The 15,763-nt window shown below is 60.1% G+C and carries 20 protein-coding genes and 1 tRNA gene; 11 read left to right on the top strand and 10 right to left on the bottom strand.

Annotated features, from left to right (window positions below):
* Positions 1-53 precede the first annotated feature (53 nt).
* Genes HF682_RS00965 through HF682_RS00950 form a run of 4 tightly spaced genes read left to right on the top strand, consistent with a single transcriptional unit; the run spans position 54 to position 4,303 of the window.
* On the top strand, positions 54-1,070 hold the full coding sequence (locus tag HF682_RS00965; RefSeq protein ID WP_168875391.1) for an ABC transporter ATP-binding protein: 1,017 nt from the start codon (positions 54-56) through the stop codon (positions 1,068-1,070).
* A 1-nt stretch (position 1,071) separates the two neighbouring features.
* Positions 1,072-2,019 (top strand): ABC transporter permease, encoded by a 948-nt coding sequence (locus HF682_RS00960; protein WP_168875390.1) that lies wholly within the window; start codon positions 1,072-1,074, stop codon positions 2,017-2,019.
* A complete protein-coding gene (locus HF682_RS00955; protein WP_168875389.1) occupies positions 2,009-2,827 on the top strand; it encodes an ABC transporter permease in 819 nt (272 codons plus the stop codon). Before HF682_RS00960 ends, HF682_RS00955 begins: the two co-directional genes overlap by 11 nt.
* Before the next feature lie 36 nt (positions 2,828-2,863).
* Positions 2,864-4,303, top strand: a complete 1,440-nt coding sequence (locus HF682_RS00950) for a gamma-aminobutyraldehyde dehydrogenase (RefSeq protein ID WP_168875388.1) — start codon at positions 2,864-2,866, stop codon at positions 4,301-4,303.
* 59 nt (positions 4,304-4,362) lie between these two features.
* On the opposite strand, the gene HF682_RS00945 is transcribed toward HF682_RS00950, so the two are convergent.
* A tRNA-Ser gene (locus HF682_RS00945) sits at positions 4,363-4,453 on the bottom strand.
* A gap of 113 nt (positions 4,454-4,566) precedes the next feature.
* On the opposite strand from HF682_RS00945, the gene dnaX reads away from it, so the two are divergent.
* From dnaX to HF682_RS00925, 4 genes are read left to right on the top strand one after another with little or no spacing between them, the layout of a single operon-like run.
* Positions 4,567-6,351 carry a DNA polymerase III subunit gamma/tau gene (dnaX, locus tag HF682_RS00940; protein ID WP_168875387.1) on the top strand — a complete coding sequence of 595 codons (1,785 nt, stop codon included), beginning with the start codon at positions 4,567-4,569 and terminating at the stop codon, positions 6,349-6,351.
* 54 nt (positions 6,352-6,405) lie between these two features.
* A complete protein-coding gene (locus tag HF682_RS00935) occupies positions 6,406-6,741 on the top strand; it encodes a YbaB/EbfC family nucleoid-associated protein (RefSeq protein WP_168875386.1) in 336 nt (111 codons plus the stop codon).
* A gap of 7 nt (positions 6,742-6,748) precedes the next feature.
* On the top strand, positions 6,749-7,357 hold the full coding sequence (recR, locus tag HF682_RS00930; RefSeq protein WP_168875385.1) for a recombination mediator RecR: 609 nt from the start codon (positions 6,749-6,751) through the stop codon (positions 7,355-7,357).
* Between the two features lie 12 nt (positions 7,358-7,369).
* Positions 7,370-7,999 (top strand): nucleotide-binding protein, encoded by a 630-nt coding sequence (locus HF682_RS00925; RefSeq protein ID WP_168875384.1) that lies wholly within the window; start codon positions 7,370-7,372, stop codon positions 7,997-7,999.
* A gap of 10 nt (positions 8,000-8,009) precedes the next feature.
* On the opposite strand, the gene HF682_RS00920 is transcribed toward HF682_RS00925, so the two are convergent.
* The 6 genes from HF682_RS00920 to HF682_RS00895 are packed head-to-tail and all read right to left on the bottom strand — an operon-like array spanning position 8,010 to position 11,975.
* Positions 8,010-8,474, bottom strand: coding sequence for a DUF2269 family protein (locus tag HF682_RS00920; protein WP_168875383.1), 465 nt, complete (start codon positions 8,472-8,474; stop codon positions 8,010-8,012).
* The gene (locus HF682_RS00915; RefSeq protein WP_168875382.1) at positions 8,471-9,745 is read right to left on the bottom strand and encodes an SDR family oxidoreductase; all 1,275 of its coding nucleotides are present in this window, start codon (positions 9,743-9,745) and stop codon (positions 8,471-8,473) included. The genes HF682_RS00920 and HF682_RS00915 overlap by 4 nt, the downstream gene beginning before the upstream one ends.
* Positions 9,742-10,257 carry a hypothetical protein gene (locus tag HF682_RS00910; protein ID WP_168875381.1) on the bottom strand — a complete coding sequence of 172 codons (516 nt, stop codon included), beginning with the start codon at positions 10,255-10,257 and terminating at the stop codon, positions 9,742-9,744. Before HF682_RS00910 ends, HF682_RS00915 begins: the two co-directional genes overlap by 4 nt.
* On the bottom strand, positions 10,254-10,703 hold the full coding sequence (locus tag HF682_RS00905; protein ID WP_168875380.1) for a cell division protein: 450 nt from the start codon (positions 10,701-10,703) through the stop codon (positions 10,254-10,256). The genes HF682_RS00910 and HF682_RS00905 overlap by 4 nt, the downstream gene beginning before the upstream one ends.
* Before the next feature lie 54 nt (positions 10,704-10,757).
* A complete protein-coding gene (locus tag HF682_RS00900; RefSeq protein ID WP_168875379.1) occupies positions 10,758-11,300 on the bottom strand; it encodes a GbsR/MarR family transcriptional regulator in 543 nt (180 codons plus the stop codon).
* A gap of 60 nt (positions 11,301-11,360) precedes the next feature.
* Positions 11,361-11,975, bottom strand: coding sequence for a glutathione S-transferase family protein (locus HF682_RS00895; protein ID WP_168875378.1), 615 nt, complete (start codon positions 11,973-11,975; stop codon positions 11,361-11,363).
* A gap of 156 nt (positions 11,976-12,131) precedes the next feature.
* Between HF682_RS00895 and HF682_RS17650 the strand changes: the two genes are divergently transcribed.
* Together HF682_RS17650 and HF682_RS00885 are read left to right on the top strand one after the other, a co-directional pair.
* Positions 12,132-12,545 carry a hypothetical protein gene (locus tag HF682_RS17650; protein WP_205881857.1) on the top strand — a complete coding sequence of 138 codons (414 nt, stop codon included), beginning with the start codon at positions 12,132-12,134 and terminating at the stop codon, positions 12,543-12,545.
* A gap of 73 nt (positions 12,546-12,618) precedes the next feature.
* Positions 12,619-12,984: a hypothetical protein gene (locus HF682_RS00885; RefSeq protein WP_168875377.1), complete on the top strand. Its 366-nt coding sequence runs from the start codon at positions 12,619-12,621 to the stop codon at positions 12,982-12,984.
* Positions 12,985-12,994: 10 nt separating this feature from the next.
* Here HF682_RS00885 and HF682_RS00880 read toward each other — a convergent pair whose 3' ends face one another.
* Entirely contained in the window at positions 12,995-13,621 is a 627-nt protein-coding gene (locus HF682_RS00880) for a LysE family translocator (protein ID WP_168875376.1), read from the bottom strand.
* A 68-nt stretch (positions 13,622-13,689) separates the two neighbouring features.
* Positions 13,690-14,577 (bottom strand): helix-turn-helix transcriptional regulator, encoded by an 888-nt coding sequence (locus tag HF682_RS00875; RefSeq protein ID WP_168875375.1) that lies wholly within the window; start codon positions 14,575-14,577, stop codon positions 13,690-13,692.
* 108 nt (positions 14,578-14,685) lie between these two features.
* Between HF682_RS00875 and HF682_RS00870 the strand changes: the two genes are divergently transcribed.
* The gene (locus tag HF682_RS00870) at positions 14,686-14,931 is read left to right on the top strand and encodes a DUF2798 domain-containing protein (RefSeq protein WP_168875374.1); all 246 of its coding nucleotides are present in this window, start codon (positions 14,686-14,688) and stop codon (positions 14,929-14,931) included.
* Positions 14,932-15,154: 223 nt separating this feature from the next.
* Here the strand turns inward: HF682_RS00870 and HF682_RS00865 are convergent, their stop codons facing one another.
* A complete protein-coding gene (locus tag HF682_RS00865) occupies positions 15,155-15,757 on the bottom strand; it encodes a DUF2306 domain-containing protein (protein WP_168875373.1) in 603 nt (200 codons plus the stop codon).
* Positions 15,758-15,763 lie beyond the last annotated feature (6 nt).

The raw sequence follows: 15,763 nt of genomic DNA, 5'->3' as shown, positions 1-15,763 counted from the left end.
GGGGCATGCACCGCTTGTAGCGGTGTGTACCCCGACCTGGAGTCAGACACATCATGAGTATCGCTGTTGAATTTTCAGCGGTCAGCCGCAGCTTTGGCAATGTCAAAGCGGTTGATCAAGTCTCCATCCAGATTCAGGAGGGTGAGTTCTTTTCCATGCTGGGCCCCAGCGGCTCCGGAAAAACCACTTGCCTGCGCCTGATTGCCGGATTTGAGCAGCCCAGCAGCGGCAGCATCCGTATTTTTGGGCAAGAAGCTGGTGGCGTTCCGCCCTATGAGCGCGATGTCAACACCGTGTTTCAGGACTATGCGCTGTTTCCGCACATGAGCGTGCGGGACAATGTGGCCTATGGCCTGATGGTCAAAGGGGTGGCCAAGCCCGAGCGCCTGCAACGTGCCGAAGAGGCTTTGCAGCTGGTCGCGCTGGGGGGCTATGGGGACCGTAGTCCGGCACAGCTGTCTGGAGGGCAACGCCAGCGCGTGGCACTCGCTCGCGCCTTGATCAATCGGCCTCGCGTATTGCTGCTGGATGAGCCACTGGGTGCGCTGGACCTTAAGCTGCGTGAGCAGATGCAGCTGGAGCTCAAATCCCTGCACCGGCAGCTGGGCATTACCTTTGTCTATGTCACGCATGACCAGGGCGAAGCACTGTCGATGTCTGACCGAGTAGCCGTGTTCAACAAAGGCCGTATCGAGCAGCTGGCTCCGCCACGCGAATTGTATAACCAGCCGCAAACGGTGTTCGTGGCGGACTTTGTCGGCACGGCCAACATCATCCGGGGCGCGCTGGCCCAGCAACTTACCGGCCAAGCGCAGGCCTTCTCCATCCGCCCCGAGCACATCCGCCTGGCTGCTGCCATCGATCGTGAACAGATCAACGCGGAAGGTGAGGTGCTGGACATCCAGTTTCACGGTGCCAGCAGCCGGGTAGAGATCCGGGTCAACGGGCAACAGCTGGCGGCGGTGCTACCGAATGACAGCAGTGACCTGTCGATGCGCTTGCAGCCAGGCCAACCCGTCGCCATCAGCTGGCCTCGTGCCGCGATGGTGGCCTTGCGCGAGGGGCTGTGAGATGAGTGCGACCGCTACGGCGAATGCAGCCGTGCCGTCCGGGCTGACGCGGCGCTTGGCCAACCTGCTGTACCGCCGCCCCAATGTGTATCTGCTGATGCTGCTGATCCCGCCCTTGCTGTGGTTCGGTGTTGTCTATCTGGGCTCGCTGTTTGCCTTGCTGGGGCAAAGCTTTTATACCTTCGACGACTTCTCGATGACCGTCAGCCATGACCTGACGCTGGCCAACTATCAGGCCCTGCTGGTCGCCGCCAACGGTGATGTCCTGCTGCGGACCATCACCATGGCGGTCATGGTCACGCTGGCGGCCTCCCTGATAGGTTTTCCCATTGCCTACTACATGGCGCGATATTGCCGGGGCTGGGAAAAGGGGCTGTTCTATGTGGCAGTCATGCTGCCCATGTGGGCCAGCTATATCGTCAAGGTCTATGCCTGGACGGTCATTTTGTCGAAGGAAGGCGTGCTGTTCTGGATCATCCAGCACCTGGGGCTGACCGGTGTGATGGACAGCCTGCTGGCGACCCCGGGGCTGGGTGGCAATACATTGGCCACCTCGCATCTTGGGCGCTTTCTGGTGTTCACCTATATCTGGCTGCCCTTCATGATCCTGCCGATTCAGGCTGCGCTGGAGCGGGTACCGCAGTCTTTGCTGCAAGCTTCGGCTGACCTGGGTGCGCGCCCGATTCAGACCTTCCGCACAGTACTGCTGCCGCTGGCGTTTCCGGGGGTGGTGGCGGGCTCCATTTTCACTTTCTCGCTGACGCTGGGGGACTACATTATTCCGCAGCTAGTGGGGCCTTCCGGGCTGTTCCTCGGTTCCATGGTCTACACCATGCAAGGCTCGATCGGCAATATTCCACTGGCAGCGGCATTTACCGTGGTGCCCATTGTATTGATCGGCCTGTATCTGATGCTGGCCAAGCGACTGGGAGCTTTCGATGCGCTCTGATAACGGACATCCCCGCGCACCGCGCTGGCTAAGAATCATGGCTTATGGCGGGCTGCTGTTTCTGCACTTCCCCATCGTGATGATCATGCTCAATGCCTTCAATGCCGATCCAGGTGGCAGTGCCTTTCCACCCACCGGGCTGACGCTGCACTGGTTCAGTGAGGCGCTGGCACGCGAGGATGTGCTGCAGGCCATCGGGCTATCGGTACGGGTAGCTGCGATGGCAACTGGCCTGGCGCTGGTACTGGGGCTGATTACGGCTGCGGCCTTGTATCGCCGGCAATTCTGGGGCAAAGAGGCCTTGTCGCTGATGCTGATCCTGCCGATTGCCTTGCCCGGCATCATCACCGGCATCGCCTTGCTGTCTGCCTTCAAGCTGATGGGCGCTGAGCCCGGCTTCTGGACCATCGTGATCGGACATGCCACCTTTTGTGTGGTGATGGTGTACAACAATGTGATCGCCCGTTTCCGACGTTTGCCGCATAGCCTGGTCGAGGCCAGCATGGACCTCGGCGGCGATGGCTGGATGACCTTGCGCAAGGTGGTCTTGCCGCAGCTGGCCACCGCCTTGCTGGCGGGCGGGATGCTGGCTTTTGCCTTGTCGTTTGACGAGTTGATTGTGACCACCTTTACGGCAGGGCACGAGCGTACACTGCCCATCTGGCTATTGAATCAGCTCAGCCGGCCGCGTGATGCGCCCATTACCAACGTGGTTGCCATGCTGGTGATGCTGGTGACCGCCATCCCCATTCTGCTGGCGCATTATCTGACGCGCAATACCGCTGCCAGCAGTGGCAGCGGCAAATGAACCTTGTCACAACCCTTTTGGATGGAGCATAACCCTATGAGCACAGCTGTTTTCCCTCAGGACCTGTTGATCAACGGGCAGATTGTGGCTGGTGATGGCGTGGCGGAAGACATCTTCAACCCGGCAACCGGCGAGCTGCTGTGCCGTGTGCATGAAGCTTCACCGGAGCAGGTGCGCGCTGCAGTAGGGGCTGCTGCCGTCGCGTTTGACGGTTGGTCGCGGACCACACCCAAAGATCGTGCCACCCTGCTGCTGAAGCTGGCGGATCAGATCGAAGCACATGGCCCCGAGCTGGCCCGATTGGAGTCGTTGAACTGTGGCAAGCCCTACCTGGCGGTGCTGAATGACGAGATTCCAGCAGTGGCCGATGTCTTCCGCTTTTTTGCCGGCGCCATTCGCAATATGGGCGGCATGGTGGCGGGGGAGTATTTACCCGGACACACCAGCATGATCCGGCGCGATCCGCTAGGGGTGGTGGCTTCCATTGCGCCATGGAACTACCCGCTGATGATGGCCGCCTGGAAAATTGGCCCCGCCATCGCTGCTGGCAATACCGTGGTGATCAAACCTTCTGAGCAGACGCCGCTGACCACGCTGCGGCTGGCTGAGTTAATAGTGGATATCCTGCCGCCGGGCGTGGTCAATGTGGTGACCGGGCGGGGTGAAAGCGTGGGCGCACCACTGATCTCGCAGCCCGAAGTCTGCATGGTCTCGCTCACCGGGGATGTATCGACCGGCCAGCGCATTCTGGAGGCGGCCAGCAAGAGCGTGAAGCGCACCCACCTGGAGCTGGGCGGTAAAGCCCCGGTGATTGTGTTTGACGATGCCAATCTGGAAGAAGTGGTGGCTGGCATCCGCACCTTTGGCTACTACAATGCCGGGCAGGACTGCACCGCCGCTTGCCGCATTTACGCCGGCAAGGGCATCTACGACAAGCTGGTAGCGGAGCTGGCCAGTGCCGTCTCCAGCATCAAGGTGGGCCTGCAGGATGATGAAGGGGTGGAAATGGGCCCGCTCATCTCCATTCGCCAGCGCAACCGGGTCGCCAGCTTTGTGGAGCGTGCCGCTCAGCAATCCCATATTGAAGTGGTGGCCGGTGGCAAAGTGGGGCAGGGCAACGGCTATTTCTACGAGCCGACAGTGATTGCCGGCGCTCGCCAGCAGGATGAAATCGTCCGCCGCGAAGTATTTGGCCCGGTGGTCTCCATCACCCGCTTTGACGATGAGCAGGACGCCGTGCGCTGGGCCAATGATTCCGACTACGGGCTGGCCAGCTCGGTGTGGACCCGTGATGTCAGCAAGGCCATGCAGGCGGCTTCCCGCTTGCAGTATGGCTGCACCTGGATCAATACCCACTTCATGCTGGTGTCCGAGATGCCCCACGGCGGCATGAAAAAATCCGGTTACGGCAAGGACATGTCGGTCTACGCACTGGAAGATTACAGCTGCGTGCGGCATGTGATGGTGAAGCTGTAAACGGGTAGGTAGAAAAGCAAAAAGCCGACCATCAGGTCGGCTTTTTTGTATCGGGCTACTGGCGGAAAGGGGGGGATTCGAACCCCCGTTAGGGTGTTACCCTAAACACGCTTTCCAGGCGTGCGACTTAAACCACTCATCCACCTTTCCGCGAGAGAGGCCGGATCATAGCGGGAAAGCCGGGGGCTGGCAAGTGTTTTTTGCCAAAAACCCGCATGGGGCAAGCGCGCCGGTGCGGCGGGCTTTCTGGTAGAATCGGCCGCATGAGCTATCAAGTCCTCGCCCGTAAGTGGCGTTCGCGTACCTTTGCCCAGGTCATGGGGCAGGAGCATGTGGTACGGGCGCTGACCAATGCGCTGAAGACCTCGCGCCTGCACCATGCCTACCTGTTTACCGGTACCCGTGGAGTCGGCAAAACGTCGCTGGCGCGTATTCTCGCCAAATCACTGAATTGTGAAACGGGCGTGCAGGAAGAACCGTGCGGCCAATGTACGGCCTGCACCCAGATTGATGGTGGGCGGTTTGTGGACCTGCTGGAGATTGACGCCGCCAGCAACACCGGTATCGACAATATCCGCGAGGTACTGGAGAACGCCCAGTACGCGCCGACGGCAGGCCGTTACAAGGTTTACATCATCGACGAAGTGCACATGCTGTCGAAGAGTGCCTTCAATGCGATGCTGAAAACACTGGAAGAACCGCCTGCGCACGTCAAGTTCATTCTGGCGACCACCGACCCGCAGAAAGTGCCGGTGACAGTGTTGTCCCGTTGCCTGCAGTTCAACCTGAAGCAGATCCCGCCGCAGACCGTGGCACAGCACCTGCAGTTTGTACTGCAGCAGGAACAGATCCCGTTTGAAGCCGACGCGCTGATGCAGCTGGGCCATGCCGCCCAGGGCAGTATGCGGGATGCCTTGTCCTTGCTGGATCAGGCCATTGCCTATGGTCTGGGCGAGGTCAAGGCCGACGCGGTGCGCGGCATGCTGGGGACGGTGGATCAAAGCTATCTGCTGCGCATTCTGGATGCGCTGGCGGCAGGGCAGGGCGAGGTACTGTTGAACGAGGCTGCACAAATGGCCGCGCGTTCGGTCAGCTTTGATCACGCGCTGCAAGTGCTGGCGCAGTTGCTGCAGCAACTGGCGGTACTGCAAGCGGTGCCGCAAGCGCTGGATACGTCCACGCCAGATTACAGCCGGTTGAGCACGCTGGCCGACCGCTTCAGCCCGGCAGACGTACAGCTGTATTACCAGATTGCCGTACTGGGCCGTCGTGACCTGGGCCTGGCACCGGATGAGTACGCCGGTTTCACCATGTGCCTGCTGCGCATGCTGGCGTTCGAGCCCAGCGGCCAGATGCCGCCCCGCAGTCCACGTCTGGAGTCGCCACCAAGGGCGGATAGCCACGAAGTGATGCCGAGTAGTACACCGGCTGCTGTCGCCACCACGCCGACCGTGCCGCCCCAGACCGCAGCCGAAGTCATGTCTGCGGTGCCCGTTGCTGCTGAAGCTGTGCAGGAAGCAACGTCCGTACAGCGGCCACCATGGGAGGCTGAGCTGCCTCCGCTGGAGGCTTATGACGAAACCCCCGCCCGGGTTTCGGTGCCTGAGCCGGTAGCCGTTGCCACACCCGCACCGCCAGTTGTCATAGCACCAGCCAATGTGGCCGCGTTGCCGGACTGGCATGAGGTGGTGCAAGCCTTGCCCATCACCGGGGTGGCCGCTATGCTGGCCAAGCATTGCGTGCTGACCGGGGTGGAGGATGGGGTCTGGTCGCTGACCTTGCCAGCCACGTATCAATCCATGCTGATGCAGCAGGACAAGCTGCGAGAGGCGCTGGCAAGCTACACTGGCAGTGCCGTCAGCCTGCGTATTCAGCTGGGTGCGAGCGACGCGCTGGCACCGATTCAGCTGGAGCAGCAGGCAAGGGCTGAGGCCCTGCAGCAAGCGACCGAGGCGCTGCTGGCCGACCCGGTTGTACAATATTTACAAACCCATGCAGGGGCGCGGCTGCTGACCGATACGGTACAGCCCTTGGCGCCATCTGCCTGATTTTTACCCACACGATGGACGCCCGTCACGGGCATACGCAGCAAGGAGCAGAACATGATGAAGGGTGGCTTGGGCAACCTGATGAAGCAAGCGCAGCAGATGCAGGAAAACATGCGCAAGATGCAGGAATCGCTGGGCAGTATCGAGGTGGAAGGTCAAGCTGGTGCGGGCATGGTCAAGCTGACCATGAGCTGCCACCATGTGGTCAAGCGGGTGCATATTGACCCATCGGTCCTGTCGGGCGATGAAGACGACAAGGAAATGCTGGAAGACTTGATTGCTGCGGCCTTCAACGATGCCTTGAAGAAAGTGGAAGCCACCACTCAGGAAAAGATGTCCGGTTTCGGTGCCGGGCTGAACCTGCCGCCGGGCATGAAGCTGCCGTTCTGAGCCTACGGTGAAATCTCCGCAAAACAGCCCGTCGGCCCTTCTGGAGCTGATCGACGCGCTGAAATGCCTGCCGGGAGTGGGGCCACGTTCAGCGCAGCGCATGGCTTATCACCTGCTGCAGCGGGATCAGACCGGCGCACGGCGTCTGGCCTTCTCGCTCAATCTGGCGCTCGACACTCTGGTGCGTTGCAGCCTGTGCAACAACTACAGCGAACATGAGGTATGCAGTCTGTGCCGGGATGACGAGCGCGACCGCAGCAAGCTGTGTGTGGTCGAGATGCCCGCCGACCTGCTGATGATGGAGCAGGCACGCTGCCACCAAGGACTGTACTACGTGCTGCAGGGGCGTTTGTCCCCGCTGGACGGCATCGGACCGAAAGATATTGCCCTGGAACAGCTGCTCAAGCGCGCACAGGATGGCGTGGTGGAAGAAGTCATCCTTGCCACCAATTACACGGCGGAGGGCGAGGCCACCGCCTACTATATTGCAGAGATGCTGAAACGGCAGCAGATCGGCGTCACCCGTATTGCGCGCGGTTTGCCGGTAGGCGGCGAGCTGGAACATGTGGATTCCGGTACGCTGGCCCAGGCGGTGTATGAGCGCAAACCGGTTTAAGAGGCGAGGTTCATGCGACGCATCCTGATCGCCAATCCCAAGGGCGGTAGCGGCAAATCCACCCTGGCCACGCATCTGGCCAGCTGGGCTGCCTGGCAGGGCTGGCGCACCATGCTGGGTGATGTCGACCGCCAGCAATCCACCCGCCACTGGTTGCAGGCCCGCCCGGAGCAATTCCCGCCCGTGCATGGCTGGGAGGCGCAGCTGGATGGACCGATGCGCCCACCCAAAGGCACGGAATGGGCGATACTGGACAGCCCGGCCGGTTTACACGGTAAGAAATGGGCCGCAGTACTGGACGCGGTGGATAGCGTCATCGTTCCGGTCCAGGCCTCGCCGATGGACATGTGGGCCAGCGAACCCTTTTTGCAGGCCCTGGCCGAGGCCAAGGTGGTGCGCAAGGGCAAGATACGGGTGGCGGTGGTGGGCATGCGTGTCAACCCGCGAACGCAGAGTGCCCGCCAGTTGGCCAGCTTTCTGCAGCGGTTTGACCTGCCGTGTGTGACCCACATTCGCGATGCGCAGCTCTACGTGCAGACTATTGCCCGTGGCTTGACCCTGTTTGACCTGCCGACGCTGCGCTACGCCAAGGAGCGCGAGCAGTGGCAGCCGCTGCTGGACTGGCTGCAAGCACCCGCGTGAGGTTCGCGGGCTAGGCCGGTTTAGCCACCATCATCCAGTACACCACCAATAGTCCCACAAAAGCGGGGATGCCCAGCAGCGTCCACAGGCGCTCATACTGCCAGTAGCGCGCAGGTAAGGGTTCACCATGCTGCAGCGCGTGGTGGGCCATGTCCCGCATGCGCAATTGCAGCCACACTACCGGCAGCCAGCAGATGGCGGCCAGCGCATACAGGGCGAAGGTTACCAGCAACCAATGACTGTGCAGTGGCCAGCCCGCCAGATGCGCCATCCACAAGCCACTGATCGGCTGGAAAATCACTGCGGGGGTGGTAAACCACCAATCGGCCTTGACCACCCAATGCGACACGGTCGCAATACTCTGCACCTGTTTGCCCCGGTTGGTCACAAACATATAAAAGGCGGTCCCCAGGCCAGTACCAAACATCAGCGTGGCAGACAGGATATGCAGGTATTTCAGCAGCAGGTAGCTCATGGCTTGTCCTCACTCATACGCCACATCATGATCAGTAGCAGCACAATCGGCAGATTCTTGCTGAGGGCGCCGAAAGGGTGCAGCCACCACTCGGGCTCGGGCATGCCCACGCTCAGGCTGACGCTGTAAAAGGCCACCAGCAGGGCTTGCGCGCCCCATAGCCAGCGCCGAGGGCGCAGGACAAGCAGCACCGCCAGGCTGATGTCGAGCAGGCAGGCTCCATTCAGCGCAGCTGGCGCCCATGCGGCGGGGATGCCACAGGCGTGTAACCAGCCCAGCGACTGTTCACGCGGCCACCACCAGCCGGTGAGCGCACTCCACAGCCATAACAACGCCATCATCACGCGCAGTATCGGTTCTGCCCAGCCCATCACCGCAGTTGCACGTAATTCCGGGGGCGCAAAGTTGGTAGGGTGCCGCAGCGGCCGCCCAAGCAGCTGTTGGCAGGGCAGGGGGTCTGCCAGTGGCCCCGTTCCAGCACTCGCCGCCAGCATGCGAAGGGTGTCTGGCGTCAACAAACTCCCCGGAATATGGGCCGCCAGCCGGGCTACGGTATAGGCCAAACCATCTGGCAATGGCAGCACCCAACTCGCGCCTGCACGCATGCCTTGCCGCAGGGTCGACAGGTAATCGGCAAAGCTGCAGCTGTGCGGTCCAACGGCATCGACGATACCACGCTGAGCCGGTGCTGCTGCCAGCAAAGCCAGCATCAGCGCGACCAGATCATCGACATGGATGGGCTGTACGCGCGCCCGCCGCGCCATAGGTAGCACAAGCACCGGCAGCGTGGCCAGCGTGCGCATGCCACGGCTGCTGTCACCCTCTTCGCCGTACACCAGTGAGGGGCGCAGGACCACACCGTCCAGATCCCGCCCCAGCAGATCCGCATCCGCCTTGCCCTTGCTGCGCCAGTAAGCGGTTTCAGCGTCAACATCGCTACCCCAGGCAGAGAGCTGGATCACACGGCGGACCTGCCGCGCTTCACTGGCGGCAAACAGAGAGCAAGGCATGTCGGCATGCAAGGTCGCATAGGCCCCGGCATGGGGCTCCAGCAAGATGCCGACACAGTTGATGACCGCATCAACACCGTTCAGCAGCGGCAACCAGTCCTTCATCTGCGTCATGTGGGCAAGGTCTGCTGCTACCCAGCGGACGCCCGTCAGCACAGGGTCACTTCGACCCACCGCCTGCACCACATGGCCGTGCTGGACCAACTGAGCCGCCAGCTGTCTGCCGATGAAGCCACTTGCGCCCAGCAGCAGGATGTTCATGTGCGGGCTCCTTTGTGCAGGCGATACAGCGTGATGGCGGCCCAGGTATCACGCACAGCCCAGACCCAGACACCAATGGCAAACAGGGTAAACAACCCGGTCCAGTAACCATGACGGGTCAGCACGACGGCATCCGGCAGGCGGGACCACTGCAACACCAAGGGCAACATGAGGGTACATACTGCACCGGCCCCCATGCTGAGTACCAGATGCATCACACGCTCGTTGGGCGACAGGACACGGGTGCGGTCCTCTTCCACGAAATCCCAAGCCGTGAGCAGGATCTCACCCAGCAATACGGCAGCCAGCAACCAAGCCCAGCTGCCTTGCCACTGCGCCCAGGCTAAAGCCAGGAACAGCATGCCGTACAGCCACTCGCGGGCTGCGTGCAAAGCTTGCTCCAGTCGTGCTCCCGGTCGGCTGGGCAGGTGTTCACGCCATTCATGGTTGAGCAGCATGTCCAGTGCCCCCAGTATGGCCTGGAAGGTTAAAATGGCGAACAGGGCAGTCATGCATCACCTCGCTTGTCGATGAAATACAGCAGCAGCAGCGGTGGCAGCAAGGCCAGTACCGCCAGCAGATCCAGGCTGACAAACAAGGCAATGCCCCGCTGCCAGGACAAACAGATGTCTTGTGGTGCCCATAGCAGCAAGGCCAGCGCCAGCCCTAGCCAGACCGTGGGTTGCCGGTGATGCCTCCCGCTCCAGACCATGAGGGTCATGCACAGGCCCAGCATTTGCAGCGTGGCACCAAAAGCCTGTAACCACCACAGCAGTTGCTGGTGCGCCGCTTGAGGTACCGCTGTCGCCCAAAAGCTGGCCTGGAAAGGCCCCAGAAACTGCGCCAGCAGCTCCGGTCTGGCTGTCATGGCCATCCCCGCCAGTGCGTGTACAAAGCAGCCCAGCAGCAGGAAGTGGATCAGCATGCTGCGCTTGGTTTTCAATTTTTCTGTACACACAGAAATCACCTTTTACAAAAAAGGCAGGAAGGCCTGCCTGGACTGAACATAGGCTTACAACGCTGGGGCGTCATCACTCCCGAACAGCTTGGCAACCTTGCCGCCCATCTTCAGGAAACGCTGTAGCGTCTGCGGTGGTAAATGCTTGAAGTCGGCGTAGGCTTGCATCAGCATTTCCAGGAAGACCAGCACCCGGTCCATCTTCTCTCGGGTGGCCGCTTCCAGTTCCGGGTCGTTCTCAGCTTCGAGCGAGCACTCGCGCAGGACGGACAGGGTGGGGTCGAGTTCCCGCCGTTTGCGCTCTTCCAGCACCGTGCGAAAGATATCCCACACCTCCTGATGCGCGACAAAGTGATCGCGGCGGTCTTGCGGCAGATGCTGGATCTTGACGAGTCCCCAGCCTTGCAGTTCTTTCAGGCTGGTACTGACATTGGAGCGGGCCACACTCAAAGTTTCACTGATTTCCTCAGCGTGCAGGGGGCGGTTAGCCAGAAACAGCAGGGCATGGATCTGCGAAACCGTGCGGTTCACGCCCCAGCGGGTACCCATTTCCCCCCAGTGGAGGATGTACTTCTGCATGGTGGGGGATAGCTGCATGGCTTGCTTTCAATTTCTGTATATACAGAAATATAAGTAAAGGCATGCAGACTGTCAAGCTCACTCGCTGGCGTGGCGCGCCAGCGCTTGATCGGGATGCAGCCATCCCGGCTGGCTGGTCATGTGCTGCAGCCAACGGGTGATGTTGGGGTAATCCGACAGCGGCAGGCCTACTTGCGGCAACCAGTGCAGATAAGCACCACAGCTCAGGTCTGCAATGGTCAATCCGCTTTCCAGCAAGGTGGCGTGTTGCTCAAGATGCTGCTCCAACGTACCCAGATCAGCCAGCAGCCGTTGCAGCAGATAATGCATGACGTCTGCCGGCAGCGGTGACCACAGCAGCGCAAAGCGATAATTGGGCAAGCTGAAGCCGATGCGGTTGGTTTCCCAGCTGAGCCACTCCAGCACCGTTTGCCACTCGCCGCTGCCTCCGGTAAAGCGCCCGGTCTTGCGCGCCAGATATTGCAGAATGGCGTTGGACTGACAGAGTGAGCGACCTTCATCCACCAGGACAGGTACTTCGCCAAATCGGCTGGCGGTCACAAAGGCGGCAGGTCGCTGCTCGCGTGGTAGACCGAGGTCGATCCACTCATAGCGGTGCTGCAGATTGGCCAGCAACAAAAAACTGCGCACCTTGAAGCTGTGTCCCGAATCACTGCTGCCGTACAGTAGCATGGTCTGCTCATTTCCTCGTTTAGGGTCTATTCCATCATAGCGTGTTGTGAGCGCCTGCGCGTGCCTTGTGAGCACAAACTCACATGACATTGTCAATTATGACGTGCTAAGGTTTGCCCATCATCAATCACAGCCATATGCATTTGAGGAGACTCCATGCCGTTTCGTTCCCTGATTCTGGGCGCTGTGCTGCTCAGCGCGTCCACACTCACCCTGGCACGTGAAGCCATGGCCAAGTATGGTGAATACTACTTGGGACCCAAGACCATGACGGTAGAACTGGCCAAGCTGGCCAGCGGCACGCAGGCGCTGATCAAGGTGTATGGAGTCGATCACGCATGGGATGGAAAGGTACTGCGAGTTGACGTACGCAGCGGGCGCGACGACCGTAGCGAGTACTATCTGAAAGTGGACGGCAAGGACTATGTGATGATGCTGGTTGGCCAGTATCAAGCGCAGATTTACTTGCCGGGATTGGGTGAGTCCTATTTGCAGTTCAAGCGGGAAGAATCCCTGTCCGTGCAGCCTGAGCACCTGCTGACCGAATACGAGCAACAGGGTAGCAAGTGAACGCATGCGGCGGGCGCGACACACGCATGCCGCATGCTTTTTAACGGTTAAACCCCTGTCACAAGGAGCACTGATGCAAGCCAAAAAAGAACCCGTTGCCCGCTATGGCGAATCCTATCAAGGCCCGAAAACCCTGACTGTAGAACTGGCATGGCTTGCCAGTGGTGAGGCTGTCCTGATCAAGGCGTATGGTGTGAATCATCCATGGGACGGTCGCGTGCTGCGAGCCAGCCTGCATGAAGGCAATGACCGGCTCAACGAGTTCTATGCCGAGGTGGAGGGCAAGGAATGCTTGCTGATGCGAGAAGGACCCAGCCACGGCGCACGACTCTATCTCCCGGGGCTTGGCGAGCTGTCGCTGAGCTTTGACCGGGAGGCATCGCTACAGCTCAAGCCCGAACACCTGATGACGGATTACGTGCAGCAGGCCAACCGCTGAACCACAGGATTCAGCGTCCGGCCGGCCACAGCATGCGTAGCGCCAGTCCTCCAAATACGCTACCCAACAGATAACGGGGCCAGCGCCGAGGGGCTTGTCCACGCATACGGCGCATCACCTGATGTGCCAGCAGGATCACCACCCCGTTCACCACAAGGCCAATCAGGTTCAATACAGTAGCCAGCAGCAGGAATTGCAGCACCATGGAGCCTGCCGCCGGGTGGGTGAATTGCGGAAACAAGGCCAGTACAAACAAGGCCATCTTGGGATTCAGGACATTGCACAACAAGCCTTGCCGGTAAACCAGCCCCATGCGCAAGGGGCTGGGTTGGTCGGTAGCCGCAGCGGTCGCAGGGCTGCGTAGTGTCTGGATGGCCAGCCACAGCAGGTATAGCGCACCGGCAATCCGTACCCCATCATAGGCCAGTGGTACCATGCGCATGAGCTGTGAGAGCCCCAAAGCAGCGGCCAGCGCATGCAGATAGGTTCCCGTCTGGATACCCGCCAGTGTTGCAAAGCCGGAATAGCGCCCTTGACTCAAGGTTCGAGCCGTCATCAACAGCATGTCAGGGCCAGGAGTAATTGTCAGCAGCAGTGCGGCAAGGGAAAACAGCGAGAGCGTAGCCAGATCCAGCATGGAGAACCTTTCATTGCGGGCATGAAAGGTTCTCCAGTATAACGACGTGCCGTAGCCGCGACAAGCGCTCAGGCCACCTTGCCCACAACGGTATCTCGAGGTGCATGCCCAAAGTAGCGCAAAAAAGCCGCGCTGAAGTTATTGGGATGCTCATACCCCAGCTGGTAGGCCACTTGTGATACACGCCAGCCTTGCCGCAACAGTTGCAGACCACGCAGCATGCGCTGTTGCTGGATGTACTGTAGAACCCCCTGTCGGGTCTGCTCATGAAACGCCTGCTTGAACCGACGTACACTCAAGCCTGCATACCTGGCAAGCTCTGCAACTGACAGTCGATCAGCCTGACCGGCATGAATCAGTGCAAGGACATGCACCATGCCAGACGATCTGGCGACATGAGAACCCTCAGCGGGCAAAGCCAATTGCAGTAGCTCAAGGCTGGCCTGATGTAGCGTCAGAGGAGACAAGTGTGCATGGTTGTGCAACAACTGCTGCGCCGCCCGGCTTAGCGCAAGGGTATTGCTGATCGGCTGGCTGATCTTTCCCGAGAGCAGGCGACTCACCGGGCCCAGGTAATGGTTGGCCAGTTCGGGAGCCAGGACCAAGCGCAACTGCGATATACGTTGACCAGCGGGGTAGTGGCGTACCCCTTTGTGACCGGTACGTAAGCCCCAGCTATGGCTGGCGGGCTTGAATAGCCATTGTATGCCGGAGGTGGTTTCAAAGCAGGAATGCCCCGTGAGACTGACCGCCATCACCCAGGCTGCCGCTTCCGGGGGGCGATCCGGTATCACTCGCAGGTCACGCCGGGTTTCACACTGCAAGGAGGTCAGGGATAGTCCTGGTGCAACTTGTTGGCTGCGTTGCTGAATCTGCCCCCAGTCTGAGCTTGCCACACCGGAGCGCGTGCTTTCTGCCAGAAAATCAGACTCGCGGATGCTGTGTGTGCTTGTCATGCACGATGCTCATACATAATGGTCCAATCCGCATATTAAGTGAGAATTGTTTTCATTGGTAAAATGATTGCCGTCATCACAACTCATTATTGAGGAAAGGTCATTTCAATGAACCCAACGAACCGATGGAAAATCCCTAAACGCTTTACACCCATCGTCTTCTCGTTCTACATGGCCGCCATCATGGCTTTTCTGATGACCGCCGTCATTCTGGGGGTCAATACCGGGCTGGGTCATGACTATCTGCTTCGAGTACTGCGAGCGTATGCACTGGCTGCACCGATAGGTTTTGCGTGCGTATTACTGACCCGCCCCTTGGTCATGCGGCTGGTTCAGTGGACCGTAAGCGCCTGATCCTGCGATGGTCTTCGCAGGTCATGTGTTGTCTGAGATCTATTCCAGGTGATCGGAGCCATGGCGATACGAGGCTGACCACAACTCCGGAATGCACATTGACACTCAGTCAATGTCACTTCATCCGTTGTTGTCAGCCCGTCTCTCTCTAGGGTGCAAGACTTTGAACCGCTTCTTGCCTTGAGCGTCCCGTCAGCGCCTTGACTGCACGACGGGCGTGGTATCAATGCGGGTTGCTGCGGCGTAGCCACCGCTCCGCGATCAGCAGGTTGGGTACCCAGCATAGCCAGGCAATCACTGGGTAAGCCTGTTCAAACGGAATGGCCGTGAGCATGCTGAGCGGCAGGTAGCAGCGCAGCGTAACAGCAGCCAGGGTGAGCGCGAAATTGCGTATCATCCAGCGACGGTGTGTGCCAATGTCGCGCTGCCGAATGGCGAGATAGGCACGCAGCCCGCTATATAGCCATGCGATGGCCAGTGCGGCAAACCCCAATGTAGAGAGCATGCCGCCATAGGCGTTACGTGCGATCAGCAAGCCGGCCAGCCCGCCGGGCAGGACGCCGAGCCCCAGATAGGCCCGTCCGAGCCAGCGATGTAGCGCCGGTTTCCGCGCTCGCAAGGCTTGGGAAAACTGCAGCGGACCCAGTAACAGCGCTACTGCGGACGTAAAAATGTGGGCATACACTTCAATGCGGTGCGCCTGAAAACTCCGCAACATGTCCGGATGCACCAGGCTCCCGATCGGGAACGCGGTGTACGCGACCACGGCATAGCCGGCAACACCGATAGACAAGAAGTACAGCAAGATTTTGCCCGCAAGACGCATGGCGCT

Origin of the sequence: Leeia aquatica (assembly GCF_012641365.1) — a bacterium.
In the GTDB taxonomy this organism is placed as follows: Bacteria; Pseudomonadota; Gammaproteobacteria; order Burkholderiales; family Leeiaceae; genus Leeia; species Leeia aquatica.
The sequence above is the reverse complement of the archived record's forward strand: the minus strand, read 5'-3'. Positions and strand labels throughout refer to the sequence as shown.

What these genes read in the sequence shown, in the direction of transcription:
- HF682_RS00965 (WP_168875391.1), top strand. Translation starts at nt 54, where the DNA reads ATGAGTATCGCTGTTGAATTTTCAGCGGTCAGCCGCAGCTTTGGCAAT.
- HF682_RS00960 (WP_168875390.1), top strand. Translation starts at nt 1,072, where the DNA reads ATGAGTGCGACCGCTACGGCGAATGCAGCCGTGCCGTCCGGGCTGACG.
- HF682_RS00955 (WP_168875389.1), top strand. Translation starts at nt 2,009, where the DNA reads ATGCGCTCTGATAACGGACATCCCCGCGCACCGCGCTGGCTAAGAATC.
- HF682_RS00950 (WP_168875388.1), top strand. Translation starts at nt 2,864, where the DNA reads ATGAGCACAGCTGTTTTCCCTCAGGACCTGTTGATCAACGGGCAGATT.
- dnaX (WP_168875387.1), top strand. Translation starts at nt 4,567, where the DNA reads ATGAGCTATCAAGTCCTCGCCCGTAAGTGGCGTTCGCGTACCTTTGCC.
- HF682_RS00935 (WP_168875386.1), top strand. Translation starts at nt 6,406, where the DNA reads ATGATGAAGGGTGGCTTGGGCAACCTGATGAAGCAAGCGCAGCAGATG.
- HF682_RS00925 (WP_168875384.1), top strand. Translation starts at nt 7,370, where the DNA reads ATGCGACGCATCCTGATCGCCAATCCCAAGGGCGGTAGCGGCAAATCC.
- HF682_RS00920 (WP_168875383.1), bottom strand. Translation starts at nt 8,474, where the DNA reads ATGAGCTACCTGCTGCTGAAATACCTGCATATCCTGTCTGCCACGCTG.
- HF682_RS00915 (WP_168875382.1), bottom strand. Translation starts at nt 9,745, where the DNA reads ATGAACATCCTGCTGCTGGGCGCAAGTGGCTTCATCGGCAGACAGCTG.
- HF682_RS00910 (WP_168875381.1), bottom strand. Translation starts at nt 10,257, where the DNA reads ATGACTGCCCTGTTCGCCATTTTAACCTTCCAGGCCATACTGGGGGCA.
- HF682_RS00900 (WP_168875379.1), bottom strand. Translation starts at nt 11,300, where the DNA reads ATGCAGCTATCCCCCACCATGCAGAAGTACATCCTCCACTGGGGGGAA.
- HF682_RS00895 (WP_168875378.1), bottom strand. Translation starts at nt 11,975, where the DNA reads ATGCTACTGTACGGCAGCAGTGATTCGGGACACAGCTTCAAGGTGCGC.
- HF682_RS17650 (WP_205881857.1), top strand. Translation starts at nt 12,132, where the DNA reads ATGCCGTTTCGTTCCCTGATTCTGGGCGCTGTGCTGCTCAGCGCGTCC.
- HF682_RS00885 (WP_168875377.1), top strand. Translation starts at nt 12,619, where the DNA reads ATGCAAGCCAAAAAAGAACCCGTTGCCCGCTATGGCGAATCCTATCAA.
- HF682_RS00880 (WP_168875376.1), bottom strand. Translation starts at nt 13,621, where the DNA reads ATGCTGGATCTGGCTACGCTCTCGCTGTTTTCCCTTGCCGCACTGCTG.
- HF682_RS00875 (WP_168875375.1), bottom strand. Translation starts at nt 14,577, where the DNA reads ATGACAAGCACACACAGCATCCGCGAGTCTGATTTTCTGGCAGAAAGC.
- HF682_RS00870 (WP_168875374.1), top strand. Translation starts at nt 14,686, where the DNA reads ATGAACCCAACGAACCGATGGAAAATCCCTAAACGCTTTACACCCATC.
- HF682_RS00865 (WP_168875373.1), bottom strand. Translation starts at nt 15,757, where the DNA reads ATGCGTCTTGCGGGCAAAATCTTGCTGTACTTCTTGTCTATCGGTGTT.